The following is a 25,784-nucleotide window of genomic DNA, read 5'->3' as shown; positions in this document are numbered from 1 at the left end:
ATGTCTTAGCTTCTAAACAAGATTACTGAACAGTTTTTGTTGTTCACTTATAAGTAACAAGTAAAATTTAGAGCTAGGAAATAGTGTATTGATTGCTCCCACTGTTTTAAACGATGCTGTAACAACATAATTTAATTCTATAAATTGGTCTTTGTGTTCATTAAATATAGTAATCATGGGAAAGGATTTACTAATAATGAAATACAAAACTAAAGCGGATGCAATAAATACGTGCCTATTAGGTACTTCATTAGCTGTATTTTCACAGCTGGCCAGTGCCGATGTTATTTTACATGCCTTTGATTGGCGATATTCAGAAGTTGCCGAAAAGGCTGCTGAAATTGCAGATATTGGTTACACAAATGTATTGGTGGCTCCGCCGCTAAAATCGGATAGCAGCAATACCCAATGGTGGGCGCGCTATCAGCCGCAGGACTATCGTGTTATCGATAATAACCGCGGCAATAAAGAAGACTTTCAAAACATGATTAATGCCTTGAAAGCACATGGCGTAAATACCTATGCTGACATCGTGATTAATCAAATGGCGAATGAGCGAGGCAACTCTACTTACTTCCCTGGTAATGACACGCTTAACGACTATGCAAGTAACAGTGATTACTGGAATCGACAACAGCTTTTTGGTGACTTGAGTAACAACTTGTTTTCTCCTGGTGATTTTCATGCTGGGTTCTGTATCACCAACTGGACAGATGTATGGGAGTCAATGAATGGCCGTATCTGTGGTGGTAATGGCGACCCCGGCTTACCTGATTTAGATCCTAATGACTGGGTTCGTGCACAGCAAAAAAGCTATGTTCAAGCCATTAAAAACATGGGTGTTACTGGTTTTCGAATTGATGCTGCCAAACACATGACGACTTGGCATATCAACCAAGTGTTCGACGCTAACATCAAACAAGATATGTATTTATTTGGTGAGATTATCACTGGTGCTGGAGCAGGTAATGCTGATTACGATACCTTCTTAGAACCTTACCTCCGTGAAACCTCGCACAGTGCCTACGACTTCCCACTACTAAAAACATTACGTGATGCCTTTGATGTTAACGGCAGTTTAGAAGCCTTAGCTAACCCTAAATCTTGGGGCGGAGCAATTGATGGTATTCGTGCACTTACCTTTACCATTACCCACGACATCCCAAGTAATGACGGCTTCCGTTATCAGATTATGAGCGAAGCTAATGAGCACCTTGCCTACGCTTATATTATGGGTCGCCAAGAGGGTGTTCCAATGGTGTTTAGTGACGCAACAGGTGTGGATAATGGCCGTTGGGTAAATGATTACAAGCAAGACAACCTTAAAGCCATGGTTAAGTTTCACAATGGCGTTCAGGGTGCAGATGAAGAAGTATTGTATACCGACCAATGTGCCATTGTTTTACGCCGCGGTGATGCCGGCGTACTGGGTATTAACAAATGTGGCTACGCCAAAGACATTAGCATTAACGCGAGCAATTTAAACAGTGCGAAAAACTATGTTGATGTATTCACTGGTTCAAGCTTTAAGGCAAATAGCTCTTACTACACCGTAAATGTGCCAGCTGGCTCAGCAAGAATGTGGCTAGCAGAAACCGATGGAGATATTGAGCCAACAGATGAAGTGGACGTTAGCTTCACCTGTAATAACGGTTATACCAATATGGGCGATAGCGTTTACGCAGTAGGTAACAATGCAGCTTTAGGTAACTGGCAAGCAGCGAGTGCAGTGTTACTTAGCCCAACAAGTTACCCAACTTGGAGTGCTACCATCAAGCTTCCTCAGGCGACCGACATTGAATGGAAATGTATTATTCGTAACGAAACAGATCCTAGCAACGTGATTCAGTGGCAATCTGGCGGCAATAACGCTGTGAATACTGGGAACGGTGCATCAACTGCGGGCAGCTTTTAAATTCGCTGTGTCGCATTACCATATCGGTAATTAACAAGGTGAAGGCTAGGCAATAACTAGCAAAACTGCTTAGCTAGTTTTCTCGCCTTTCGAGAAAACGCATCTCCAAATCAAGTCCGAGTGTAGTTTATTACACTCGGATTTTTTGTTGGGTCCTATAGCGAACGGTTAGCTGATATTTAATCTCTAGGCTCTTGCTTTAGCTGACTTGGCATTTAGCAACAATAGCGGAATGGCCAGCGCAGATAGGCCGCCCATAATTAAAAAGATCCCCGAACCCATTGGCTCATACAAGGCGCTACTTAGGAAGGTGAGCAGGGCGGTTCCCATGTTTAGCGCAATGGCGGAGTACAATGCCTGTAGCGGGATAGCTTGAGAGCTTGGAGCTTCAGACGCAATGTACTTAATTGCTGCAAGTTGGGTAAGGGCAAAGGTTAATGCGTGCAAGCCTTGCGATAGCATCATTAGTGGCAGTAGCTCTGTGCTACCAAATATACCCCAACGAATAACCCCGCCCACCGCCGCTAGCAAAAACATCTTGTTGGCATTCCAGCTTTTAAACCATTTACTGCCAAAAATAAGAATGCTCATCTCTAATGCCACACCTATCGACCATAGGTAACCGATGGTCGATTCAGCATAGCCAATGCTTTTCCAGTAAAGCGTGCTGTAGGCATAATAAGCCGCATGTGAGCCCTGAATTAAAGCGGTTACCAGCACAAATTTAAGCGCATGTGCTTGTTTAAGCACTGGCCAAAGCTTGCTGCTTACTGGCTCTCCTTCATTGTTTTCATCTACCAATGGGCTTGCTGGCGTAAGCAGGCTTAAGCCCCACATCACCACCAGTGAGGCAAGCGTTGCATATAAAATGAGTGAGTGAGAGTAGTAGGTGAGGCCAAGACCTAAAAGGGTGGAAGAGACAATAAATGCAATGGAGCCAAATACCCGAACGCGGCCATAATCTAGCTGTAGTTGGCTTACCCATTTGGTGGCCACTGCATCACCCAAAGGAATAAGGGTGGCAATAAAAAAGTTGGCGGCTAGTGTAAGTAGCGTTAACCAAAAGTAGCCGTTTAACCAGCATAGGCTCGCGACGACCAAGATACTGGCAAAGCTTACATAACGAATACCAGGTAATAAGTGTTTGGCCGATTTTATTCGTGGCATAAGGAGCACATTGCCAAGAAAACGGGCCAGCATACTAAAGCCGAGTAACATGCCTATTTGGCTTGGATCTAAGCCTTCGCTTTCAAGCCACAGCGCCCAAAAAGGCAAAAAGATCCCCCAGGCAAAGAATAATCCTGAAAAATATAAACTTATCCAACTGGCTGCTTTAGGTTTAAACACACTACCGAACCTTATACTGCAATAGGGCGGCATTATAGCCTTTATCTCCAAATAACAAAGCGGATATTAAAGCTAAATTCCTCTTAGGGCGCCTGAGTTGAATGATGTTTATTTGATGCTTTGGTGTGGTCTGCTCAGTGCTGACTGAGCGTGCTTTTCAGGCTGGTTAGTGACGCTACTTTGCCAGAAAATATAAAACAATCATGCTAAAAATACTTTATTTATCAATTAATAAAACTGAAACCTGCAATCTCTATGGTGTAGTCGTTTTTTACACTACCTTAACTTAGAGATTGAAATGGATAATCATTTTCCACTGCAAAAACTGCTGCTTGCATCAGCCATTACCGTGAGCTTGACTGCATGTTGGGACAACTCCAGCAATAATTCTTACAATGAATTAGAGTTGGAGCTTCGTTTGATGGAAACAACCGATCTGCACTCCAATATGAAGCCTTACAATTACTTCGCTTCCCCCAAAGATAATGCCTTGAGCCCACAAAATTATGGCTTAGCGCGTACTGCTGTATTGATTAAGGAAGCGCGAGCTGAAGCGCTAAATAGCATGTTGTTTGATAACGGGGACTTGATTCAAGGAAGCCCAATGGGTGACTACGTTGCCAACTTAGGCACTACTTACCTTGAGCGGAACGTTCACCCGGTTTACAAAGCCATGAACTACCTAGGTTACGATGTAGGTAATATTGGTAATCATGAATTCAACTACGGACTTGATTACTTAGCAGCGGCGACTTCTGGTGCCAACTTCCCTTACATTAATGCTAACGTTTATCAGTTTGAAGGTAAGCAACCTAACAATAATGTCGCCATTGATGAAGAGACTTGTGCGGTAGATATCGATAAACACTTTGCCGGAAACTACGCCGCATTTTTCGACCAATTTGAACCTTACTTCACGCCTTATGAAATTCTTGAACGTGATTTTACCGCGACCGATGGCGGCACCTACACAGTTAAAGTTGGGGTAATTGGTTTCACTCCACCTAATATTTTGAATTGGGATAAACGCTACCTTGAATGTAAGGTGATGCTCGCCGATATCAAGATGACTGCTGAACACTACGTTCCAAAAATGAAAGCTGAAGGCGCTGATATCATTGTCGCTATTCCGCATTCAGGTTTGTCTGGCGGTGACCGAGATGAAGATTTTATGGACAACGCGTCTTGGCAGTTAGCACAAGTTGACGGTATTGATGCCTTAATGTTTGGCCATGACCACAACAACTTCCCAACGACCAGCAATACCTACGACGGTATGGAAGGCGTTGACGCACCTAATGGCAAAATTTTTGGTAAACCTGCCGTTATGCCTGGTTTTTGGGGTAATCACCTTGGGGTGATTGATTTAACCTTGAGAAGCTCTGACAGAGGTGAAACTTGGGCGGTTAAGTCGAGCAGCGCGAGTTTACGCTCATTAAAAGATGACCCTTACCTTCAAGATGAAATGGTCAACTATTTAGTGAGTTCTGACCATGAAGGTACCTTGGATTTCATGGCCGAAGAAATTGGTAATGTTGATGAGCCAATTAACAGCTACTTTTCAGCAGTTGAGTCAGACATCTCTGTGCAAATTGTGAATGAAGCACAATATTCGCAAGGTGTGTCTTGGCAAGATGATGGCGTGTTAGATTCAAGTATTACGATGTTGTCGGTATCCGCTCCCTTTAAAGGTGGCCGTGGAGGTCGTGAAGACTATACCAACATCGATGGTGATGCCTTAACTCGCGCCAGCGTGGCAGACCTTTACGTATTTGATAACAACACTCCTGCGGTGCTTGAACTGACGGTGGCTGATCTTATCGAATGGATGGAAGTGATTGTTGCCCAGCAATACCAAACCGTTGCCGCAGACGGTGACCGCTTACTGCACCAACAGTTCCGTAGCTACAACTTTGATGTGTTTTTTGGTGGCTTTGACGCCGATGGCGATAGCCTTCTTACATATAATATTGATGTGAGCCAAGCACCTCGCTACCAAGTTAACGAAATAGGTGAACTGGTCTACGATGCAAATGGTGACTTAATTCAAACGGACAGCCGTAGAATTACCAATATTATGTATGCTGGAGAAGCCTTAGAAAACGACTTAGGCAAAAAGCTCTATATCGTGACAAACAATTACCGTGCATCGCAAAGTTGGATGCCAGGAGTCGCTAACGCTACCATCGCCCATGAAGATGAAGTTGATTCTAACCGCGATCTTGTTAACAACTACCTAAATGCTAAATCTGATGAGCTAGAGAATCCAAGCGACATTCTTGAATTCCCTAACGCACATAACTTTACTTTAGTTGGGCCTTCTGGGGTAACTGTTGAGTTTTTATCATCTCACTTAGAGGCTGCTCAAGATTATGCAAATACTTACCTAGACAGAGTAACCCCAACAGAAGCGCTAGATAATGTTGCCGATAATCAGGGTTTTAGGGTGTTTACCTATACCTTCGATTAAGCTGTCGTAAGTACTTTAAAGCTTGATGGCATTAAACAAATAAGGCGCACAATGGTGCGTCTTTTTTTATCAGTTAGTTAGCCAAGCCTAGTCTAATATTAGTGGAGAACTTATTGCTTAATCTCAATAAGTTCGCTAACCAAAAGGGGTGGGGTATTCGTCAAGCTACGCTTATTTTCTGTTTTCTATATTGCTCTTCGGTCTTTGCCGAAGGCCTTTATAAGTACGCCGCCATTGAGCACCTATTTGAGCAAAAAGTAGGAATTATTGTTTTAAATGCGGTTTACAAAAAATTGGATTTTAAAATAGAGGTGAGCGCCTTGCCGGCTAAACGTGCTCAATTAGAAGCATCAACTGGCATGCTTGATGGTGAAGTGATGCGTATATGGAGTTATGGGGAGCAAAACCCCCAATTGATTCGCGTGCCAACACCTTATTATTCACTCAATACCACGGCGTTTTACTTAAGTGAGCGGTCGCTAGCAATAACTACCTTGTCTGACTTACAGCGATATAAATTAGTGGTAGTGAGGGGAGTTAAACATACTGCCGACATTACTGCTAACCACAATCATGTTGAGCAACTAAATAGTACTGACAAACTCTTAAGCTTTGTTCACCGAGGGCGAGCGGATGTGGCACTAACCAATAAAGTTGATGGCTTAATAGCTTCGAAGCGACTAAAGCTTAACCAACAGCTCGCTCACTCAGCTCCGTTGGCGGTCTTTCCACTTTATCATTATATTCATGAACGAGAGCAGCACTTAGTAGCGAAAGTGGATGAGATGATTCAGACGATGCTTAGTTCTGGTGAGTTAGCCCAAGTTATCGAACAGGCTGAACAGCAGGTGTTGAATGCTATTCACTGAGTAAAAGATGCTCTTTAAGTCTCCTGCTCAAGTTTTCTTAAACTCTTATTTTGCAATTATCGGGTCGAGCCGAGGATTTAATTAGTTTAAAGTTGCGGTTAAAGGCCTGTGAGGAAACGTTATGGAGCAATACCCATTGCAATCGCATCGAGAGTACCAGCAAATAAGCCAAGCTATGGCCTACTTAGTTGAGCATCAACAGCAGCAACCAGAGCTTAAAGAACTCGCCAGTGATTTAGCAATGAGCGAGTCACATTTACAGCGCTTGTTTAGTCAGTGGGCCGGGGTATCGCCAAAGCGTTTTTTGCAGTTTGTTACTTTACAAAAAGCCCGTGAGCAGTTGCTTGAATCGCGTTCGGTTCTCGAGACCGCATACGATGTAGGGCTCTCTAGCGGTGCGCGCTTGTATGACTTATTTGTAAATATAGAAGCAGTAACGCCCGGTGAAGCTAAAACTAAAGGTGAAGGCTTAACTATTCATTATGGCTGGGGAATTACCCCCTTTGGTTGCGCATTTATAGCTAGCACTCAGCGGGGCATTTGCCAGCTTAGCTTCTGTGAAGCAGAGCAACAGTTGGTGCCGCTGGAGGAGCTTAAACAAGCATGGCCAAAGGCCCAGTGTATTCATGATGACGCTGCAGTAAGACCATTGCTATCGCAAATTTTCAATCACAGTCAAGCTCCCAAACAAGCCTTGTCTTTATGGCTTAAAGGGACCAATTTTCAATTACAGGTGTGGCAAGCGCTACTAAAAGTACCGAGCGGGAGCTTGTGTTCTTATCAGTTTTTAGCACAGCAAGTAAGCTCCGCAAACGCGACTCGCGCAGTGGCGAGTGCAGTGGCCAAGAACCCAATCGCATTTATTATCCCTTGTCACCGAGTCATTCGTAGCAGTGGTGCTTTGGGGGGATATCGCTGGGGTTTAGATAGAAAACAACTAATGATGGGGCGAGAAGCAGTATTGGCTGAGCAAGGTAATCAGTATGGGGAGAGTGCATGAGGGTAGAGATGAACTTACAGCCTTTTGCAGAGCACTATTTCGAGCAGGTTTTGGCACTGCAAGTGGCTCCAGAACAGCAAAACTACGTAAAAAACATCGCTGATATTTTGCAGCAGCTTAGTGAACAACAATCAGCTCATTTGATGATGGTTGATAAGCTATTAGTTGGATTTTTTGTAATTGATCAGCATTACCCTTACAAGCAAGAGTTGGCACTGAACAAGGCGGTATTGTTGAGGTCATTTTTTGTCGACCAGCGTCATCAGGGTAACGGATACGGATATCAGGCGGGCATGCTGCTTAAGAGCTATGTCTCTCAGCTAATTTCTGATTCAGATTTATTAGGCTTAACCGTAAATTGTAGCAATCACGCTGCGCAGGCTTTATATAAAAAGTGTGGATTTAAAGATAGTGAGGTTTTATATCAAGGGGGGCCAGCAGGGCCACAGCATATCTATTCGATGGAGCTAAAGTCGGGGAGTAGAGAAATAAGAAGCATAACCTAATCCCAAGGTTATGCTTCTAGAAGTTGTTTATACAAGCTCAACGTTGGCTGCTTGCGGGCCTTTTTGACCGTCTTCAACGTCAAATGCTACTTTCTGGCCTTCTTCAAGTGATTTAAAGCCATCTCCTAAAATTGCACGGAAGTGTACAAACACATCTGCGCCAGATTGCTGAGAAATGAAACCAAAACCTTTCTTTTCGTTAAACCACTTAACGGTACCAGTGCTCTTAGACATTATGTCTCCTGAAACAATTGAAATAATACTCTATATTTTTAAGTTTGCTTGGTCTGCAGGGCTTAGTAATTTTGTTCAAATTATGCACTGTCTATTCAAGCGCCAACATCATAACAACAACTAAAGGCCTAGGCATAGTGACAAAACGTGGCAAAACCACTTTTGCTTGATAACGTTTTCAATGCGTGATGTATCTCACGAAAGCGTTAGCTTAATTCGCTGCTAAATTGAGCAAAAACTGGTGGTTAACACTGGTTAATGGCTTCTTCCTGCGAGGGTTTGTTGAGTAAATTGACTAAAGCGTTGCGCAAGCTGTTTGCCATTGTTTTCTTCACCGCTTATCGCAAGCAATTGAGCCGCCACTTCAGCGGTAGCCCACTGGCCTTTTATCGGCCGAGAACGAAGCCCGTAACTAGAAGCTTGCTCTGGGTTTATTGAAATTACCGGAAACCTATCTAGCCATGGGCTTTGGTGAAACATTTTTCGTGCTTCGCGCCAGCTTCCATCGAGCATAATGAACAGCGGCTTTTGGCCTGGTTTTAGCTCAATACTGTAATGCACTCTCTCAGGCTGACTAAACGCGGCAGGGAATACTACATAGGGTTGCCATTGTTGTTGCTGGCAAAGAGCTAGTAAGGCTTCACAAGGTTCGGTTCGCTGCCAGATAAAGGCGTAGGTGTCTGGAATAAGATCAGCGATAAATCGCCCGGTATTACTGGGGCGCAATACTTCCATGTTATGCATTAGTAGCACAAAACCACAGTTACTCTCTTGCAAAATGGCTTGCTCACAAAAGCAGTGCTGCTGAGGCATTTGGCAGGTTTGGCAACGCACTCGGCGCGCTCCACGGCCTTTAAATTCGGTGGTGGCAGCGGCTTTACGCTGAGCGTAGAGTTCTAAAAAGCGATTCACAAGATTAGGTAACTAAGAGTATGGGCCGACTAGTATAACTGAGATCGTTCTTGAACTGTATTTAGGCTTAGCGAAACAAGAACTGTCTAGGGTAACCAAAGTAGCGACGCACTTTATAATGCTGAAATAATAAGGCAGTAGCGAGGTGCAATATGGCAACTACGCCTAATATAAAAGCCATGCGTAACCAAGGCTGGTCATAGGCGCTGCGAACTACGTAAATTTCGGCGATAGTGTTAATCCACTCCGCGGTGAGTAGCAACATAGCGCATTGATTTAGCCGTAAGCAAATGGGGTGGCGAATCAAAATACTAAACAAACCCATAATGCATAGCGCAACGTAAATTTGCTGGTGAGCATGGTAAAAGTGAGCAGCACTTAGCACAAAGCAGATACAACAGGGCGCGAGAAACCAACGAATTGAAGATTGCATTAGAACCAGCATAGTGCTTAAAAATGATGCAGCGAGTTTGGCAATCTCTATATAGCAAGATACTGATTTAAATCAAGTTAGCTGTTTTCTATTAAACTCAATTAGTAGAACTAAGAGTTAGATCGCACTACGCAGCGTACTGCATAATGCAATCTACTGTTAACTAAGCGACCTAATCGAGTGTCTGGTAGTCGAAATAATCAAAGTCTGCCGCAATGTGCTTGCCGGTGAGGTCACAAGCGAATAAACCAACAAACGAACCAGTAAAGCGGAATACATCATTACTGCCTTCGTCAGACAAGTGAGTAGCGTTGAGCGGCTCACCAATGGCTTGCCAACTTACGCCGTCTAGCGAGTAGCTAAACTGATACCAATGAGTGTTTTGCTCTAGGCGCATGTAAACGCGCTTGCAACGGCCAATGACTAGTTCTTCGGTGTATTCCTTATATTTATCCTCAATGTCACCCACCACCTGAATAATTTGCTCTCCGGCATCGTTACACGAGGTCTTTAAGAAGTAGTGTCCACCGCGCGAGTAGTAAGCGACTAATCCAGCCATTTGGCGAGGTGAGCTAGGACCAAACTCTACTGCCGTTTCACTTACACAATTAAATGCCGTTACCCGTTGGGCTAATAGGCTCTGATTGTAACGCGAGTATAAATAGTCTCGGCCAAGCAGTCGGGCATATCCTGGGCGTTGGCTTAAAGATATCCATGATTCCTCAAACGGGTCTTTGAGTGACTGATATTTTACCGCCAGTTCGCAGCTATCGAAGTCATCTCTGCTCGCCTCAACAGGCCAAGGCTGCGCAGCTAATTTTGGCGCTTGGATTTCTAATCTTGGAGTGGTGCCGCCCACTACATAAGGCCAGTTGTTGCGCCATTCTACATTTTGCAGGGCGGTTTCTCGGCCAAGCGTGCAGCGACCTTGAGCATACTCCATGGTGTGGCTTGGGTTTTCTGGGTCACTAATAGGGCGACCACAAAGATGCGATAAGTACCATTCACCATTTTGTGTTTCTACTAAGAAGCCATGACCAGCGCGTTGTAACTCGGCGTCGTCTTGGTGACGAGAGGTGAGAATAGGATTTTCTGGGTGCAGATCGTAAGGCCCCCAAACATCTTTAGCGCGGCAAACGGTTACGGCATGGTCGTAGGATGTGCCGCCTTCAGCAGTAATCAGGTAATACCAACCGTCCTTTTTGAGGATCTGCGGTCCTTCAGTGCAGCCAAGTTTTGTGCCGTTAAATATGATTTTTTCTTCGCCCACTAACTGGCCCAAGTTGGCATCAAATTCTTGCAGAATAATGCCGCCAAAAAAGTCGGTTTTCTTACGGCCATCCCAAACCATGTTTACCATGTATTTTTTGCCATTGTCATCATGAAACAGTGATGGGTCAAAGCCATAATCGCCAATAGAAACCGGTTTGCTCCACGGGCCACTTATGTTGTCGGCGCTCACTACATAGCTAGGCGTAGACATCCAAGTGCCGCCACGACAAGAATGCACATTGGAGAAACAACACCAAAATCTGCCATCGGCATAACTTAAGGCTGGCGCATATACACCTTCGGAGTTATCCATACCGCGCATATCTAAGTGCTCTACCGTGTTAAGCACGTGGCCAATAATTCGCCAATTCACTAAATCTTTTGAATGGTGGATCATAATGCCGGGAAACCATTCAAACGTAGAGGTAGCAATGTAGTAGTCGTCTCCTACACGGATGATGGAAGGATCGGGACGAAAACCAGTAAGAATTGGATTAGTAATAGTAGCCATAGTTACTCCTAAAGTTTGTACTGGTAATTTATTGCTTTAAATTGTGCTTATATGTAAGTTATAAGCTTTAAAATATAAAATTATTGCTACTATGGCTGCGCATCCTCTCAGTTTTGAAAACATCCACCTTCCTCAAGGTAAATCATGCTATTTACGCCGTTTTCATATTGTTGATGAACCTAGCTTAGCTATTCCTACCCATTTCCACATGTTGGGTGAAATCATGCTGTTTAAAAAAATTAAAGGGCAGGTGGGGATAGATGGACAAACCATAGAGTTAAATGACAACGCCTTGGTATTCATTCCCTCGTTAGCGATGCACGAAATGGAGATGCAAGGTGATGAGCGAGAGTTTAGCCTGCTGCAGTTTCAGCGTTATTTGTATAGCGAGTTAGCCTTGCTAGATGTGAGCTCTCAATTAGATAAACCCTTAGTGATGCAATTATCTGAGCAGCAAGCGGGCTTCTTGCATAGCCAAATTGCTTGGTTAGATTCTGTTGAAAAAAACAATGAAGGTCGAAATTTGGCGCATAGCTTGTTACGCAGCGTGTTTTTATTTTTGGCTGGGCAGCAGCAAAGTAGCCAATTCGGTGCTGAGCAGAGCGCAGCAGTACTTAAAGAAAACAAAGGTTTGGCTAAGATCATTCCTTTGCTTCACCATCTCGAAAGCCATCAAACACTTAACTTAAGCTTGCAGCAAGCGGCAGATATTTGCGGGATGTCTAAATACCATTTCTCTCGAGTATTTAAGTCCTTGTTTGCCCAAAACTATAAAGACTATTTGCTTAAGCGAAAGATTAATACCGCTGTGGCCATGCTCAGTGATAGCAAGCAAAGCATTACTCAAATAGCCTACGCTTGCGAGTTTTCTGATAGCGCCTATTTTTGCGCCAAATTCAAGCAGGTAATGGGAGTGTCGCCAGGTCAGTTTCGCCAATCTACTCAAACCGTGTTGTCTTTTGGCTAAGCTCTAGTTGCGGATAAAAATACTTTTATTTTAGCTGCTTAGCAAAACTTCTCTTAAATTGTAGGAAAAATCAGCTAGGCTGTAGATAACAAATTTGGTAGTAGATTAAGGCTGTTTGATGCGAATACTGGTTATTGGAGCGCTGGGTACCATTGGTCGAAAGCTGGTTCCGGCCTTAGTTGGTGCTGGCCATCAAGTGAGTGTTAGTTCACGCGACCCAAATAAACCAGCGCCTTGGCCAGAATTAAGTTGTCGGCGTTTTACCCTAGATTTACTTGAGCCTAGTAGCCTGCCAGATGCGCTGGAAGACATTGAATTGGTGTATTACCTGATGCATGGCATGAGTGATGGTCAGGCGCATGGTGAGCTAGAAGCGCTTGCCGCGAAAAACCTGGCTGATGCGGCAGCAAAGGCCAAGGTTCAGCGGATCATCTATATGGGAAGCCTCGTTTCGGTTAAACCAAAATCGGAACACATGCTGGCGCGTATCGCTACGGGTGAAGCTTTAGCCTCAAGTGGCGTGGCCGTTACTGAGTTACGCGCAGGCATTATTATTACACCTGGTTCAGCCGCTTTTGAGGTGATGCGAGATTTAGTTGGGCATATGCCTTTGGCATTTGTCCCTAAAGCTATTGAGACTCAAGCCCCGCCAATCGCCTTGGAAAACGTGCTGCATTACTTGGTAGAGCTTGCCAACATGCCAGAAACGGCAGGCATGGTATTAGATGCAGCAGGACCAGAATGGTTAAGCTATCGGCAGCTTATGCTAAGAATTGCTAAGCATTTAAATAAGTCGATAAAAATCTTGGTGCTACCGGGTTTGCCAATAAAACTAGCTTGTACCGTACTAGGTTTAATTACCTCTGTTCCGCAAAGTTTGGCCAAAGCCCTGATTGCCGGACTAGCTGAGCAGTTAGAGGCAAAACCAGAAGTATTACGGGGCTTGATCCCGCAACAGCTAATGTCAATTGATGATGCAATTGCTCAGCTGTTTGAAGAGGAGCAAGTACATACTTACCCTAAGCGCTGGCAGGATGGGGTTCCCACCTTCAGAAATTTTTCTTCATTACATGGCTTTTATGCCAAAGCGGCTAAGAAAACCGTTACGGTTAACGCCTCTGCTGAAAATATTTGGCGAGTGATAAATCTGCTGGGGGGTAAGCACCGGTATTTTTATTTGGATGTGCTGTGGGCAATGCGCGAATGGATGGACTTTGTGGTAGGCGGCACAGGGCGTGAACATGGTCGCAGTGATTATCGTAAGTTAACGGTTGGTGAAAGAGTGGATTCTTGGACCATATTAAGTGTTGAAGAAAATGAATGCTTAGTGATGCGTTTTGGCATGAAAGCGCCCGGAGGCGGTGGCATGCAAATTAGTATCGACCCCTTGGCTGAGAATAAACACCAATTAGAAGTTGCCTTATATTGGCACCCGGCAGGTTTTTGGGGCTTGGTATACTGGTACTTTTTTGCGCCTTGGCATGGCTGGTTATTGTGGGGCATGACCAAAAACATGGCAAAACTAGCAGAGCAAAATCAGCTATCAAGTGAGCAACAGGATAAGCAATGAACGCTAGCTATTTGTGAATGCTTACTTAAACAATAAATCTCGCTAGATAATTACAGGCAGCAAGTTCAGGAGTGGAAACAATCCACCATTAACAAGCGTTAATGGTGGATTAAACAGCTTAATAAGGTGCAGGGTAGCGTTTAAATACTTCGCTTATATCAGCCAGTGCCTGCTCGCTTAAGGGCTTGGCAAATGCGGCGATATCTTCTTCCAACTGCTGCATGTTGGTTGCGCCAATAATGGTAGAGCTTACTCCATCAACTTGGTCGCACCAGGCTAAGGCTAATTGCGCTGGTGTGTAGCCATAATGTGCGGCTAAGTCGGCATAGGCGGCAACGGCTTTATGAGCAAGCTCGGTGTCGCGGAAAATCCCGTTGCGCTGCATAAAGGTCCAGCGGCTACCTTCTGGGCGAGCGCCATTAGCGTATTTACCACTTAGCATGCCACTGGCCAAGGGTGACCAAGGTAAATAAGCAATGTTTTCTTGCACACAGTTCTCAATCAAATACGGCCAATCTTTAGCATGCAACAAACTAAACTCGTTTTGAATCGACACCATGCGTGGCAAGTTGTGTTGCTCGCTCAACTTAAGATAAGTATTAATTCCCCAAGGGGTGTCGTCAGATAAACCACAGTGACGAATTTTTCCGGCTTCTACACAGCGTTGCAAGCCTTGCAGTATATCTAGCATCTGGGCTTGGTGGTCAGCAGCATCAATCGCGCTTGGCTGTATCTGGTTCGGCCAATGTTTACCAAAGTGCGGAGTAGAGCGATTTGGCCAGTGCAGTTGGTATAAATCAATGTAGTCAGTTTGCAAACGCTGTAGGGAAGCATCAACTGCGGCAACAACTTCTTCACCATTAATTGGGCCGCCCTCGCGTACCCAAGGCAAACCAGCACCAGCAATTTTGGTAGCAATAATTAGGTCGTCGCGTTTTTGCTTGTTAGCAGCAATCCAGTTACCAATAATCGCTTCGGTTTTACCGTAGGTATCTGGCGAAGGTGGGACCGCGTACATTTCTGCAGTATCAATAAAATTAACCCCTTGGCTGAGGGCATAATCAATCTGTTGATTAGCATCTTGCTGATTATTTTGTAGGCCCCAGGTCATACTGCCTAAGCACACTCGCGAAACCGATAAGCTACTACTGCCAAGTTTAGAAAAATTCATGTTAGGTCCGTTAATTGGGTTAGCGCACAAGCAGTTAGCTTAGGTGATGGCTAATTGCGAAAGCAAGTATAAATACAACTTATGCCTAATTCTTGGTGGTAGTAACGCTCGGTTACGCAGCTAGTATTCGCGATAAAGTTAGCTTAAAGGTACTATGCCAAAGTTTTAAATGAGCTATTGGATTTTACTTGGGCAACTACAAACTCTCATCATTACCTATTGATTCCCTACAAACGCGTTTTGTTGAGCAACTCACACGCGACAATTTGGTGGTAGAGGCTGCCACAGGCTCGGGTAAATCCACCCGTTTGCCAGTGTGGGCAGCTAGTTTAGGTAAGGTGCTGGTGGTGCAGCCAAGGCGGATAGCCTGTGAAGCTTTATCGGCTTATGTCTCTGAGCAGCTGGCGTTAAGCAGATCGCCCTATAAGGTGGGTTATTCGATTCGCTTCCAGTCAAGTGTCAATGAAAATACCAATATTGCCTTTGTGACTCCTGGGATTGCCCTGCGTTGGTTGGCTGAGAATCAACTTGCTGACTATGCCGTGCTGATTATCGATGAATTTCATGAGCGCCGTTGGGATTCTGATTTGTTATTGGCTTTGGCTAAGTCTTTACCTCTTAAACTGGTGGTTACCTCCGCTACCTTGCAAGGCAATAAGTTAAGTGAATATTTAGCCGCTAAGGTGCTCAAAACTACTGGGCGGGAATTTCCGGTGAGTGTGAGTTATGAAGCGCGAGAGTCTCATTATCTGCCGGATAGTCGACGTGTCACTGAGTCGGTTAAGCAGGCAGTAGAGAAAGCCTTAATAAAAGATGATGGCGATATCTTGGTATTTTTGCCAGGCCGGGCAGAGATTCAAGCCTGCCAAGCTAGCTTAAGTGGGCTTGATGCTGAAGTATTGCCACTGCACGCAAGTATTACTGCGCTAGAGCGAAAAACCATATTAGACAACAGCAATGAACCGCGGATAAGACGAATTATTGTGGCGACTAATGTTGCCGAAACCAGTTTAACCATTCCCAGAATTACCAGTGTAATTGACTCAGGATTGGAGCGTCGCACCAAGCAGCGCGCAGGCAGAACGGTTTTGAGTTTAGAGCGGGTATCGCGCGCTAGTGCCGAGCAGCGGCGCGGCCGAGCCGGGCGTGTATCTGCTGGGCATTGCTATCGTTTGTGGGGAGAGTTTGCCCCGCTGGAAAGTGTCACTCCGCCGCAATTGCAGCGTGAAGAGCTGCTAGAACCGATGTTATTTGCAGCAAGCTGTCATCGCGCCCTAGCAAAACTTCACTTGCTTGAAACATTGCCTGAAAAGTCATTAAGCATTGCAACTGAGCGGCTTAATCGAATGCAGGCTTTAAAAGCCGATGATTGCTTAAGCCAACATGGCCAGCGTTTATTGGCCTTGCCAATTGATAGCTACTTCTCTCATTTGGTTAATCTAATCCCTGAAGACGCTGAGCGTGAAGCTATGCTCGATTTGGCGGCTGCCTTAAGCATTAATCGCGCTCTATTTCAAAAGCCAAAATCAGAACATGGCTTAAAAGTATTGAGCCAATGGCAGCCTTTGCACTGCGATATGAGCATCACTCTCGATTTGCTGCGAGGTAAAATCTGGCCAGATGAGCTATCGGTTAACCAAGAAGCTTTAACTCAAGCGCAGGAATTGGCAGAGCAATTGCGCTCGGTAATGGCCATGGATGATCTTGCTGAAGCCAGAAATTATAGCCGCGACAAATTACTTGAAGCTTTGCTTGGTGAAGCGAAGGAGTTGGTCTATGTGAGGCGCGAAAAACGCACCAACGCCATGGGGAATGGTAGTGCTGAGCTGCAAATTGGCCGAGAAAGCCTAATTGATGACGCACAAGTGGCTGCAGTAGTGTTCGATATTTATAGTTTACCTGGGCGAGGTGTAAAGCAGCTAAATAACATCGGTTTGTGCTTGGCACCAATTAATCTAGAGCTATTGGTAAAACATGATTATGGAGAGTTAGAAAGCAAAACGAATGTTGCTGCTGATGGCTCTCAGCTGATGCAACGTGTTTACGCAGGCAGGGTAATAGGCAGCGAGAAAGTCGCCTTAAGCGCAGAAGGCTATCGTCTTGCGCTGGCTAAGCGGATTTTGGCTAATCAACAATCTGGCTTTAGCCAACTTGATTGCATTCAAGACATTGCCGCTTGGAACTTGTGGGTAAGCCTTGGCGAAAAACACGGCGGCGGAGCAGGGGACAAAGTAGAAGCGCTAGAATGGTTGAGCACTCAGTTGGCTTTGTTGGGCGTAGAAAATGCAGAAGATTTTAGTTTAATTGAAACTAGCGACTTGCTGTTTGAGGGTATTCCCCAGTGGCAACGTGATGACTTTGAGCAACGCTATCCACGCAAATTGGCTTTGGCCGATTTAAAGCTTGAGATTGAATACAAGGCTGGTTCTAAACAAGTGATTGTTCACTACACCTCCGGAGGCCGTAAAGCAGGGCCCAAACGTTGGGAGTTACCTTCTTGGAGTGGCTGGCGGGTGTTTTATGTTAAAGCGAGCAAGCGTGTGGCTCTGACTTAGCGCTTGGCTAATTAGCTCGCAGAGGGCGCTAAGCGCTGTCTGCGAGTAAGTATAAGAGTGTCGACCGCTCTTTTATTTAGAAGTGATTCGCTTAATCGTGTCATCTTTTAAGATGAAGTGATGATAAAGGGCAGCTAATACATGAACAGCAATCACTACATAAAGTAGTTGCGCCGCGTAATAGTGGACTGCTCCGCCTAACTCATTGAGCATTTCATTCTTTTCCGCAAAACCTGCGATAGTAAACAAACCAAAAAACTTAATATCGTGTCCGCCCGCCAGTGACATCATCATGCCCGAGATAGGCATCGCCAACATCAACAAATATAAAGCGAGGTGTCCAAGGTGGGCCATTGTTAGCTTTATCCCTTCACCAATAGGCGCTGGCACTTTGCTAACGCGGTGCCAAATGATTCGTATTGCTATGGCTGCAATGGCAATAAGGCCTAAGCCTTTATGCAAATCAAATAACTGAAACTTTTCTGGTCCTCTTGGTAAGGTGTCCATATAAAGTGCAATCGCAATTAAGCTTAAAATGAGCAAAGCCATTAACCAGTGAATGAGTTTACTGACGAGGCCGAAACGCTGGGGGCTATTTGTTAAGTTCATATCTTAAATACCATTACTTTAATTGTGGCTTAAATTAGCAAATCACCTGCTCATGTAAATAGTTTTTACGCTTCTTTACGTAGTCATTATAAGCCGCCAAGGTATTGTTGATTAAACTTTTTTAAACGAAAGCGATCTGACTACTGGGTTGGCTTGGTGGGCTATGCTAGCATGGCTTCAATAATGGTTTACGGGCGGAGTACTTGCATTGAAACGATTCCTTGGCGTGTTGCTGCTGATGGTTATCGTGGTGCTGTCTGGCCTTGTGGCCATCGATCGTTATATTTCCAGTCAGGTCTCGGGGCAGTGGTTTCGAGATATGCAGCAAGTGCCGGCGCAACCGGTTGCTTTAGTGCTAGGAACCAGCAAATACGTAGGTAAGCGCTTAAATACCTATTACACCTTTAGGGTAGAAGCTGCCGCTAAGCTCTATCATACCAATAAGGCTCAAGCCTTAATCTTAAGTGGCGACAATGCCACCCGCTATTATAATGAACCTATAACCATGTTAAATGACGTGCTGCGGTTGAACGTGCCACGTGAACATATTGCCTTAGATTATGCAGGGTTTCGTACTTTTGATTCCATCGTGAGAGCCAAGGAAGTATTTGGCCAACAGGCCTTAATTATAGTTTCTCAGCAGTTTCATGTAGAGCGCGCTTTGTACATTGCTAACCAATATGGCATTGAAGCTTATGGTTACGTGGTAGATGATGCTCCACAGGCGTTTCATTGGCGAGTTAGGTTACGTGAAGTATTGGCGCGAACTAAAGCCTTGATTGATTTGCATGTGTTGCAAACAGAACCGCATTTTTTGGGTGACCCAGAACAAGTCACCACTCGTGACATTAACCAAGAATAAGCAAATGAAAAATACAAAAGTGTGGCTAGTTGTTTTGTCCTTTTTGTTGAGTTTTAGCGCTTCGCTTAAAGCTGAATCAGAGGTTGTTCCCTTTATTGTTGGTGGCAATGATGCGCCTACTAATTACCCGTGGATGGCTCAAGTGTTCCTTGGTACATCTCGTTGTGGTGGAGTACTAATTGGCGAGCAGTGGGTGCTTACCGCTGCACATTGTACCTACGATGGTGGCCAGCAAGACCGAACTATTGCTGCTTCGCAAGTAACGGTGTTATTGGAGAACTATCAGTTTGCCTATAGTTCTCATCCCGATGCTTTACAGGTGATTGAGGTATATCAACATCCAAACTACGTAAACTTTTCGGATAGCGGCCCTCGCTTGGACTATGACGTAAGTTTGTTACGTTTAGCCGAGCCGCAAACCATTACGCCGGTTATTCTTAACGCGAACAAAGTGACTGATGCTTTAAATGTTGGCGGCTTTATGTCAGTGATTGGTTTCGGCCGAACCAATACCGACCCGCTCAATCCCATTTATCCTGATGTGCTGCAGCAAGGAAACTTGAGTTTGATTAGTGAGCGAAGTTGTGAGGGGCAATGGTCACCTTCTCAAATCACTGAACAAATGTTTTGTGCATATGGTACCGATCAAGACTCTTGTCGGGGCGATAGTGGCGGTCCGGTGTTTATTGAAGAGCAAGAGCAACATCGTTTATTAGGTTTAGTTAGCTGGGGGAATGCGTCTTGCCAAGGCAGTGCTGGCGTCTATGCCGACATAGGCACGGTATGCACTTGGATCAGCGATACCACCAGTATTGCTGGCGATAGCAGCCTAGTTTGCAGCATAGCCGACACGCCTAGTTCTAGCGGTGGTGGGGCAAGTTGGTGGTTATTGATTTTAAGCTTTCCTTTACTGTTAATACGGCGGCTTAGTAAAGCGCAGTGTTTCGAGCGCTAATCCTTGCTATTACAGGCCGCAATCACTAAAATTGCGGCCTTGTTTATTATTGAATAGCCCACAGAGTTTTAGCCCCATGCGTGTTGCCGATTTTTCTTTTGAACTCCCCGATGAGCTCATTGCTCGTTACCCAAAACAGCAACGTCGCGATAGCCGATTATTATGTCTTGATGGCAATACTGGCGAATTAAAACATCAACAGTTTCCCGATTTGCTGGAGCACATTCAAAGCAATGATTTATTGGTGTTTAACAATACACGGGTTATTCCTGCACGTTTGTTCGGCCAAAAGGCAAGTGGTGGCAAACTCGAAGTACTCATTGAACGCGTATTAGATGACCACCGCGTGCTAGCACATGTTCGTTGCTCTAAATCTCCTAAGCCAGGCATGGCGTTACGTTTGGCCGATGCCTTTGATGCCACCATGCTAGCTCGCCATGAGGCTTTATTTGAATTACGTTTCGACGACCCGCGAACGGTGTTAGAGCTACTTGAAGCCTACGGTCACATGCCATTACCTCCCTATATTGATAGACCTGACGAAGACGCAGATAAAGAACGTTACCAAACGGTGTATAACGAAAAGCCCGGTGCAGTAGCTGCGCCAACTGCTGGCCTGCACTTTGATGATGACTTAATGCAGCAAATTAAAGACAAAGGTGCAGACGTTGCCTTTGTTACTTTGCATGTTGGAGCAGGCACTTTTCAACCGGTGAAAGTTGAGTCAGTAGATGAACACGTAATGCATTCTGAATACGCCGAAGTTGGCGAGGACGTTGTGGCCAAAATCGCCAAAACAAAAGCAACTGGTGGCCGAGTGATTGCAGTGGGCACAACCTCGGTTCGCTCCTTAGAAAGCGCGGCTAAAGATGCCAAAGCCAAGCAACAAGTGTTGCAAACTTATGCTGCCGAAACCGATATTTTTATCTATCCCGGTTATCAATTTGAGTTGGTGGATGCCATGGTTACCAACTTCCACCTGCCTGAATCAACATTAATCATGCTGATTTCAGCATTTGCTGGTAAAGATAATGTCACCAAGGCCTATCAAGCTGCTATTGAAGAGCGCTACCGATTCTTTAGTTATGGTGATGCCATGTTTATCGAACGTAAACAGGCTTAGTAAACCCTATTTTGGCGATTCGACAATTATCTAATCGCTTATTTGAAGCAATCTGAATCGGACTGTTTTTCCGATCTGAGGTAAGTTATGAAATATGAATTATTGGCACAAGACGGTAAAGCCCGTCGCGGCCGTTTGGTGTTTGAACGCGGCACAGTAGAAACGCCAGCGTTTATGCCGGTGGGTACTTACGGTACCGTAAAAGGCATGACGCCAGAAGAAGTTAGTGCTACAGGGGCCGAGATATTACTTGGTAATACTTTCCACCTGTGGCTACGCCCTGGCCAAGAAGTAATGAAAGCCCACGGCGACTTGCATGATTTTATGAATTGGCAAGGTCCTATTCTTACCGACTCTGGCGGTTTCCAAGTATTTAGTCTTGGCGATATTCGCAACATTACTGAGGAAGGCGTACATTTTCGCAATCCAGTAAACGGCGACAAAATCTTTCTAACACCAGAAAAGTCCATGGAAATCCAAAATGATTTGGGTTCTGACGTGGTAATGATTTTTGATGAGTGTACGCCTTACCCTGCAACTGAAGAAGAAGCGGATAAGTCGATGCAAATGTCTTTACGTTGGGCAGCGCGCTCACGCCAACGTCACGATGAACTGGAAAATAAAAATGCCTTGTTTGGCATCATTCAAGGTGGTGTTTACGAACACCTGCGTGATGTGTCCTTGGAAGGCTTAACCAATATCGGGTTCGATGGGTATGCTATTGGCGGTTTAGCCGTTGGTGAACCAAAAGAAGACATGCACCGCATACTTGATTATGTAGCGCATAAAGTGCCTGAAGATAAGCCGCGTTACTTAATGGGTGTGGGTAAGCCAGAAGATCTCGTAGAGGGTGTGCGACGTGGCGTAGACATGTTCGATTGTGTAATGCCAACGCGTAATGCCCGTAACGGTCACCTTTTCACCAGCGAAGGCGTGATTAAAATTCGCAACGCTCGTCACCGTGAAGATACAAATACACTGGATAAAGAGTGTGATTGTTATACCTGTCAAAATTATTCTCGTTCCTACTTGCATCATTTAGACAAGTGTAATGAAATCCTTGGCGCTCGTTTGAATACCATTCATAACCTGCGTCACTATCAACGCTTGATGGAAGGGTTACGTGGCGCAATTGCAGCCGGTAAGTTAGACGATTTTGTAGCAGAGTTTTACGCAAAATTGGGGCGTGAAGTCCCACCTTTGGCGGAATAATGCTCGATTGAGCAAGTAAAACCTTGTTTTTGCTTGCTCAGTCTCCATTTAATAAGATAGTTGTATAGATTGTCTTAAGTTTTTTAATTTTTTAATGAGGGTAACAATGAGCTTATTTATTTCTCCAGCATACGCGGAAGGCGGAGCAGCAACAGCGGGTGGCGGCATGGAATTGATTTTCATGATGGTGATTTTTGCTGTAATTTTCTACTTCATGATTTACCGCCCACAGTCTAAGCGCGTTAAAGAGCATAAGAATTTGATGTCTTCTTTGTCTAAGGGCGATGAAGTACTCACCACCGGCGGCCTAGTAGGTAAAATCATTAAGATTTCTGAAGAGAATGATTACTTCCAATTAAGCCTAAGCGATGACACTACAGTTACGCTTAAGAAGGACTTTGTATCAGCGGTACTGCCAAAGGGCACGTTAAAGTCGCTATAGTCGCTATTCGGTCACTAGGGATAAGATTTTGTTAAATAGATACCCTTGGTGGAAGAACGTGATGGTAATCGCTGTGATTGCCATCGGCTTTCTTTACGCCACGCCAAACTTGTATGGAGAGGATCCTGCTGTACAAGTTTCTGGCACTCGGGGCGCTCAAGTAGAGCTTGCCCAATTAGATGAAATACGCAACTTCCTCACCGAGCAGTCTATCGACTTTCGCTCTGTTGCCTTTGAAGATGGTCTAGCTTTAGTTCGTTTACGCAATGACGCTGACCAGCTTAAAGTAAAAAGCTTATTACACGATTTACTTGGTGATGATTACATTGTTGCCTTGAACCTCGCTCCTGCAACGCCGGGTTGGTTAGACGCTATTGGCGCTGGCCCACTTAAGCTTGGTTTAGACTTACGTGGTGGTGTTCACTTCTTAATGGAAGTGGATATGGATGCTGCGATAAGTAAAGCTCAAGAAGGCATGATTCAAGATTTTCGAAGCGACTTACGTGAAGAAAAACTGCGTTATGCTGGCGTAAGAGCGCAAGGCGATTCTGTGGTAGTTCGTTTTCGTGACGAAGCAACCCTAGATAAAGCCATTAGCTTTTTAGACCGCAAATACAATGAATACCAGTTCAGTGATGCTAGCCAAGGTGAGCAGTTCCGCCTAAGCGCTAAAATGACTGACGAGAAGCTAAAAGAAACTCGCGAGTATGCCCTGCAGCAAAACATTACCATTATCCGTAACCGGGTAAATGAGTTAGGTGTTGCTGAGCCACAGGTACAGCGACAAGGTTCTGAGCGTATTGTGGTGCAATTGCCAGGTGTTCAAGATACTGCTCGCGCTAAAGAGATTTTAGGTGCAACCGCTACGCTTGAATTCCGTATGGTGAATACCGACGCTGACTTGCGTGATGCAGCAGCAGGCCGCGTGCCTCCTGGCTCACAGCTTGCTAAGCGAGTAGACGGCTCACCAGTGGTATTGCGTAACCAAGTTATTCTAACCGGTGACCACATTGTAGGTGCTCAGTCAGGTTTTGATGAATACAGCCGCCCGCAAGTTAACATTAGCTTGGATAGTCAAGGTGGTAGCAAAATGGCTGCCTTCACTAAAGATAATGTTGGCCAATCTATGGCGACCTTGTTTATTGAATACAAACCTACCGGTAACAAAGATGCTGAAGGTAAAACCATTCTAGAGCGTCAAGAAGAAGTGATTAACGTTGCTACGATTCAATCACGCCTTGGCCGCAGCTTCCGTATTACTGGTATTGATTCTCCAGCTGAAGCGCAAAACCTAGCCTTGTTATTACGTGCTGGTGCACTTATTGCGCCGATTCAAATTGTTGAAGAGCGCACGGTTGGTCCTAGCCTAGGTCAGGACAACATCGACAAAGGCTTTATGGCCATTGTGGTTGGTTTGTTAGCGCTGTTGGTATTTATGCCTATTTACTACCGTAAATTTGGTTTAGTGGCTAACTTTGCCTTGGTAGCTAACGTGGGTGTGATTATCGGTGTTATGTCGATGATTCCTGGTGCTACGCTAACCTTACCGGGTATGGCGGGTATTGTACTCACCGTTGGTATGGCAGTTGATGCAAACGTGCTTATCTTTGAGCGTATTCGTGAAGAGTTAAACGACGGTCGCAGCCCACAGCAGGCGATTCACTACGGTTACAGCAACGCACTTTCAACGATTTCTGATGCCAACATCACCACCTTTATCACTGCATTAATTCTTTTTGCAATTGGTACCGGCGCGGTTAAAGGTTTTGCGGTAACGCTGGCGATTGGTATTGCGACATCTATGTTCACTGCCATTATTGGTACTCGAGTTATTGTTAACTGGGTATGGGGCGGTAAGAAAATAGACAAGCTGTCTATCTAGGAGCTACGACGTGTTTTATTTATTTAGACCAAAAGGCACCGTGCGCTTCATGTCGCACCGCAAACCATTTATTTGGTTTACTATTTTGCTGATGGTGGCTTCGGTAGCTAGCTTGGCGATTAACAAAATCAATTGGGGCCTCGACTTTACTGGCGGTACCTTGATTGAAGTTGAGTTTTCGCAGCCAGCCGATCTTACAGAAGTGCGCGAAGTGATGGGTACCAACGGCTATCCAGATATTGTTGCGCAATACTTTGGTTCACAAACTCAAGTATTGCTGCGAATGATGCCGCGTGAAGGTATTGATAGCCAGCACTTAGGTGACAGCATTATGGGTCTGCTTCGTAGTGAAGTAGATGCAGATGTTGAAATGCGCCGGATTGAGTATGTAGGGCCAACTGTAGGTAAAGAACTAGCAGAGCAGGGTGGTTTAGCGATTATAGCTGCATTAGGCTGTATCCTACTTTATGTAGCAATGCGTTTTGAATGGCGTATGGCGTTAGGTGCAGTTTTAGCCTTGGCGCACGATGTGATAGCAACCCTAGGTTTGTTCTCATTGTTGCAGCTAGAGTTCGACTTAACGGTTATTGCAGCGCTACTAACGGTAGTAGGTTACTCCTTGAACGATACCATTGTTGTATCTGATAGGATCCGGGAAAACTTCCGTAAGCTACGTAAAGGTGACCCAGAAGAGATTATTGATGTTTCTTTAACGCAAACCTTAAACCGTACTATCGTGACCTCTTTAACCACCATTATGGTTTTAGTCTCGTTGTTCATGTTGGGCGGTGAGCTAATTCATAACTTTGCTACGGCATTATTGTTTGGTGTGTTTATTGGTACTCACTCTTCTATTTATGTTGCTAGTACGCTGGCATTGTACTTAGGCATTAAGAAAGAAGACTTTATGCCCAAAGAAATCGAAGAGAAGGAAGGGGCCGACCAGGACCCTATCGCATAGTTATCT

At 44.9% G+C, this 25,784-nt stretch carries 22 protein-coding genes; 15 read left to right on the top strand and 7 right to left on the bottom strand.

All coding sequences use genetic code 11. The features are described 5' to 3' along the window. Positions 1 to 196: 196 nt before the first annotated feature. A complete protein-coding gene (locus G6R11_RS07935; RefSeq protein ID WP_163132543.1) occupies positions 197 to 1,915 on the top strand; it encodes a carbohydrate-binding module family 20 domain-containing protein in 1,719 nt (572 codons plus the stop codon). Between the two features lie 186 nt (positions 1,916 to 2,101). Here the strand turns inward: G6R11_RS07935 and G6R11_RS07930 are convergent, their stop codons facing one another. Continuing rightward, positions 2,102 to 3,262: a 3-phenylpropionate MFS transporter gene (locus G6R11_RS07930; protein WP_163132542.1), complete on the bottom strand. Its 1,161-nt coding sequence runs from the start codon at positions 3,260 to 3,262 to the stop codon at positions 2,102 to 2,104. A gap of 298 nt (positions 3,263 to 3,560) precedes the next feature. On the opposite strand from G6R11_RS07930, the gene G6R11_RS07925 reads away from it, so the two are divergent. From G6R11_RS07925 to G6R11_RS07910, 4 genes are all read left to right on the top strand, one after another. After that, the gene (locus G6R11_RS07925) at positions 3,561 to 5,732 is read left to right on the top strand and encodes a bifunctional 2',3'-cyclic-nucleotide 2'-phosphodiesterase/3'-nucleotidase (RefSeq protein WP_240352424.1); all 2,172 of its coding nucleotides are present in this window, start codon (positions 3,561 to 3,563) and stop codon (positions 5,730 to 5,732) included. Between the two features lie 113 nt (positions 5,733 to 5,845). After that, on the top strand, positions 5,846 to 6,601 hold the full coding sequence (locus G6R11_RS07920; RefSeq protein WP_163132541.1) for an ABC transporter substrate-binding protein: 756 nt from the start codon (positions 5,846 to 5,848) through the stop codon (positions 6,599 to 6,601). A gap of 121 nt (positions 6,602 to 6,722) precedes the next feature. Beyond that, entirely contained in the window at positions 6,723 to 7,601 is an 879-nt protein-coding gene (locus tag G6R11_RS07915; protein WP_163132540.1) for a bifunctional transcriptional activator/DNA repair enzyme AdaA, read from the top strand. Continuing rightward, complete coding sequence (locus G6R11_RS07910) at positions 7,598 to 8,107, top strand: GNAT family N-acetyltransferase (RefSeq protein WP_163132539.1); 510 nt, start codon at positions 7,598 to 7,600, stop codon at positions 8,105 to 8,107. Before G6R11_RS07915 ends, G6R11_RS07910 begins: the two co-directional genes overlap by 4 nt. A gap of 27 nt (positions 8,108 to 8,134) precedes the next feature. On the opposite strand, the gene G6R11_RS07905 is transcribed toward G6R11_RS07910, so the two are convergent. The 4 genes from G6R11_RS07905 to G6R11_RS07890 all read right to left on the bottom strand — a co-directional run bounded on the left by G6R11_RS07905 (position 8,135) and on the right by G6R11_RS07890 (position 11,469). Further along, entirely contained in the window at positions 8,135 to 8,341 is a 207-nt protein-coding gene (locus G6R11_RS07905; protein ID WP_163132538.1) for a cold-shock protein, read from the bottom strand. Positions 8,342 to 8,596: 255 nt separating this feature from the next. Next, positions 8,597 to 9,253 (bottom strand): tRNA-uridine aminocarboxypropyltransferase, encoded by a 657-nt coding sequence (locus tag G6R11_RS07900; protein ID WP_163132537.1) that lies wholly within the window; start codon positions 9,251 to 9,253, stop codon positions 8,597 to 8,599. 67 nt (positions 9,254 to 9,320) lie between these two features. Further along, positions 9,321 to 9,686 (bottom strand): hypothetical protein, encoded by a 366-nt coding sequence (locus G6R11_RS07895; RefSeq protein WP_163132536.1) that lies wholly within the window; start codon positions 9,684 to 9,686, stop codon positions 9,321 to 9,323. 172 nt (positions 9,687 to 9,858) lie between these two features. Further along, positions 9,859 to 11,469: a glycoside hydrolase family 43 protein gene (locus G6R11_RS07890; RefSeq protein WP_163132535.1), complete on the bottom strand. Its 1,611-nt coding sequence runs from the start codon at positions 11,467 to 11,469 to the stop codon at positions 9,859 to 9,861. Positions 11,470 to 11,560: 91 nt separating this feature from the next. On the opposite strand from G6R11_RS07890, the gene G6R11_RS07885 reads away from it, so the two are divergent. Together G6R11_RS07885 and G6R11_RS07880 are read left to right on the top strand one after the other, a co-directional pair. After that, positions 11,561 to 12,436 carry an AraC family transcriptional regulator gene (locus G6R11_RS07885; protein ID WP_163132534.1) on the top strand — a complete coding sequence of 292 codons (876 nt, stop codon included), beginning with the start codon at positions 11,561 to 11,563 and terminating at the stop codon, positions 12,434 to 12,436. Between the two features lie 118 nt (positions 12,437 to 12,554). Then, positions 12,555 to 14,006, top strand: coding sequence for a DUF2867 domain-containing protein (locus G6R11_RS07880; RefSeq protein WP_163132533.1), 1,452 nt, complete (start codon positions 12,555 to 12,557; stop codon positions 14,004 to 14,006). 118 nt (positions 14,007 to 14,124) lie between these two features. On the opposite strand, the gene G6R11_RS07875 is transcribed toward G6R11_RS07880, so the two are convergent. Continuing rightward, complete coding sequence (locus G6R11_RS07875; RefSeq protein ID WP_163132532.1) at positions 14,125 to 15,177, bottom strand: aldo/keto reductase; 1,053 nt, start codon at positions 15,175 to 15,177, stop codon at positions 14,125 to 14,127. Positions 15,178 to 15,365: 188 nt separating this feature from the next. On the opposite strand from G6R11_RS07875, the gene G6R11_RS07870 reads away from it, so the two are divergent. Then, on the top strand, positions 15,366 to 17,732 hold the full coding sequence (locus tag G6R11_RS07870) for a helicase-related protein (protein ID WP_163132531.1): 2,367 nt from the start codon (positions 15,366 to 15,368) through the stop codon (positions 17,730 to 17,732). Positions 17,733 to 17,804: 72 nt separating this feature from the next. On the opposite strand, the gene G6R11_RS07865 is transcribed toward G6R11_RS07870, so the two are convergent. Continuing rightward, complete coding sequence (locus G6R11_RS07865) at positions 17,805 to 18,341, bottom strand: cytochrome b (protein ID WP_163132530.1); 537 nt, start codon at positions 18,339 to 18,341, stop codon at positions 17,805 to 17,807. Positions 18,342 to 18,549: 208 nt separating this feature from the next. On the opposite strand from G6R11_RS07865, the gene G6R11_RS07860 reads away from it, so the two are divergent. The 7 genes from G6R11_RS07860 (at position 18,550) to secF (ending at position 25,778) form a co-directional block, all read left to right on the top strand. Continuing rightward, positions 18,550 to 19,203: a vancomycin high temperature exclusion protein gene (locus G6R11_RS07860; protein ID WP_240352423.1), complete on the top strand. Its 654-nt coding sequence runs from the start codon at positions 18,550 to 18,552 to the stop codon at positions 19,201 to 19,203. Positions 19,204 to 19,207: 4 nt separating this feature from the next. Further along, a complete protein-coding gene (locus G6R11_RS07855; protein ID WP_163132529.1) occupies positions 19,208 to 20,158 on the top strand; it encodes a trypsin-like serine protease in 951 nt (316 codons plus the stop codon). A 76-nt stretch (positions 20,159 to 20,234) separates the two neighbouring features. Continuing rightward, a complete protein-coding gene (queA, locus tag G6R11_RS07850) occupies positions 20,235 to 21,281 on the top strand; it encodes a tRNA preQ1(34) S-adenosylmethionine ribosyltransferase-isomerase QueA (protein ID WP_163132528.1) in 1,047 nt (348 codons plus the stop codon). 87 nt (positions 21,282 to 21,368) lie between these two features. Beyond that, positions 21,369 to 22,493, top strand: a complete 1,125-nt coding sequence (tgt, locus tag G6R11_RS07845; protein ID WP_152779321.1) for a tRNA guanosine(34) transglycosylase Tgt — start codon at positions 21,369 to 21,371, stop codon at positions 22,491 to 22,493. Positions 22,494 to 22,599: 106 nt separating this feature from the next. Next, positions 22,600 to 22,935, top strand: a complete 336-nt coding sequence (gene yajC / locus G6R11_RS07840; protein ID WP_163132527.1) for a preprotein translocase subunit YajC — start codon at positions 22,600 to 22,602, stop codon at positions 22,933 to 22,935. A gap of 28 nt (positions 22,936 to 22,963) precedes the next feature. Further along, a complete protein-coding gene (gene secD, locus G6R11_RS07835; protein WP_163132526.1) occupies positions 22,964 to 24,817 on the top strand; it encodes a protein translocase subunit SecD in 1,854 nt (617 codons plus the stop codon). A 10-nt stretch (positions 24,818 to 24,827) separates the two neighbouring features. After that, entirely contained in the window at positions 24,828 to 25,778 is a 951-nt protein-coding gene (gene secF, locus G6R11_RS07830) for a protein translocase subunit SecF (RefSeq protein WP_163132525.1), read from the top strand. Positions 25,779 to 25,784 lie beyond the last annotated feature (6 nt).

Origin of the sequence: Agarivorans sp. Alg241-V36 (genome assembly GCF_900537085.1) — a bacterium.
Lineage (GTDB): Bacteria > Pseudomonadota > Gammaproteobacteria > Enterobacterales > Celerinatantimonadaceae > Agarivorans.
This window is presented reverse-complemented; position numbering and strand designations above follow the sequence as displayed.

What these genes read in the sequence shown, in the direction of transcription:
- yajC (WP_163132527.1), top strand. Translation starts at nt 22,600, where the DNA reads ATGAGCTTATTTATTTCTCCAGCATACGCGGAAGGCGGAGCAGCAACA.
- G6R11_RS07925 (WP_240352424.1), top strand. Translation starts at nt 3,561, where the DNA reads ATGGATAATCATTTTCCACTGCAAAAACTGCTGCTTGCATCAGCCATT.
- G6R11_RS07895 (WP_163132536.1), bottom strand. Translation starts at nt 9,686, where the DNA reads ATGCAATCTTCAATTCGTTGGTTTCTCGCGCCCTGTTGTATCTGCTTT.
- G6R11_RS07855 (WP_163132529.1), top strand. Translation starts at nt 19,208, where the DNA reads ATGAAAAATACAAAAGTGTGGCTAGTTGTTTTGTCCTTTTTGTTGAGT.
- G6R11_RS07880 (WP_163132533.1), top strand. Translation starts at nt 12,555, where the DNA reads ATGCGAATACTGGTTATTGGAGCGCTGGGTACCATTGGTCGAAAGCTG.
- G6R11_RS07915 (WP_163132540.1), top strand. Translation starts at nt 6,723, where the DNA reads ATGGAGCAATACCCATTGCAATCGCATCGAGAGTACCAGCAAATAAGC.
- G6R11_RS07935 (WP_163132543.1), top strand. Translation starts at nt 197, where the DNA reads ATGAAATACAAAACTAAAGCGGATGCAATAAATACGTGCCTATTAGGT.
- G6R11_RS07885 (WP_163132534.1), top strand. Translation starts at nt 11,561, where the DNA reads ATGGCTGCGCATCCTCTCAGTTTTGAAAACATCCACCTTCCTCAAGGT.
- G6R11_RS07905 (WP_163132538.1), bottom strand. Translation starts at nt 8,341, where the DNA reads ATGTCTAAGAGCACTGGTACCGTTAAGTGGTTTAACGAAAAGAAAGGT.
- G6R11_RS07890 (WP_163132535.1), bottom strand. Translation starts at nt 11,469, where the DNA reads ATGGCTACTATTACTAATCCAATTCTTACTGGTTTTCGTCCCGATCCT.
- G6R11_RS07875 (WP_163132532.1), bottom strand. Translation starts at nt 15,177, where the DNA reads ATGAATTTTTCTAAACTTGGCAGTAGTAGCTTATCGGTTTCGCGAGTG.
- queA (WP_163132528.1), top strand. Translation starts at nt 20,235, where the DNA reads ATGCGTGTTGCCGATTTTTCTTTTGAACTCCCCGATGAGCTCATTGCT.
- G6R11_RS07910 (WP_163132539.1), top strand. Translation starts at nt 7,598, where the DNA reads ATGAGGGTAGAGATGAACTTACAGCCTTTTGCAGAGCACTATTTCGAG.
- tgt (WP_152779321.1), top strand. Translation starts at nt 21,369, where the DNA reads ATGAAATATGAATTATTGGCACAAGACGGTAAAGCCCGTCGCGGCCGT.
- G6R11_RS07865 (WP_163132530.1), bottom strand. Translation starts at nt 18,341, where the DNA reads ATGAACTTAACAAATAGCCCCCAGCGTTTCGGCCTCGTCAGTAAACTC.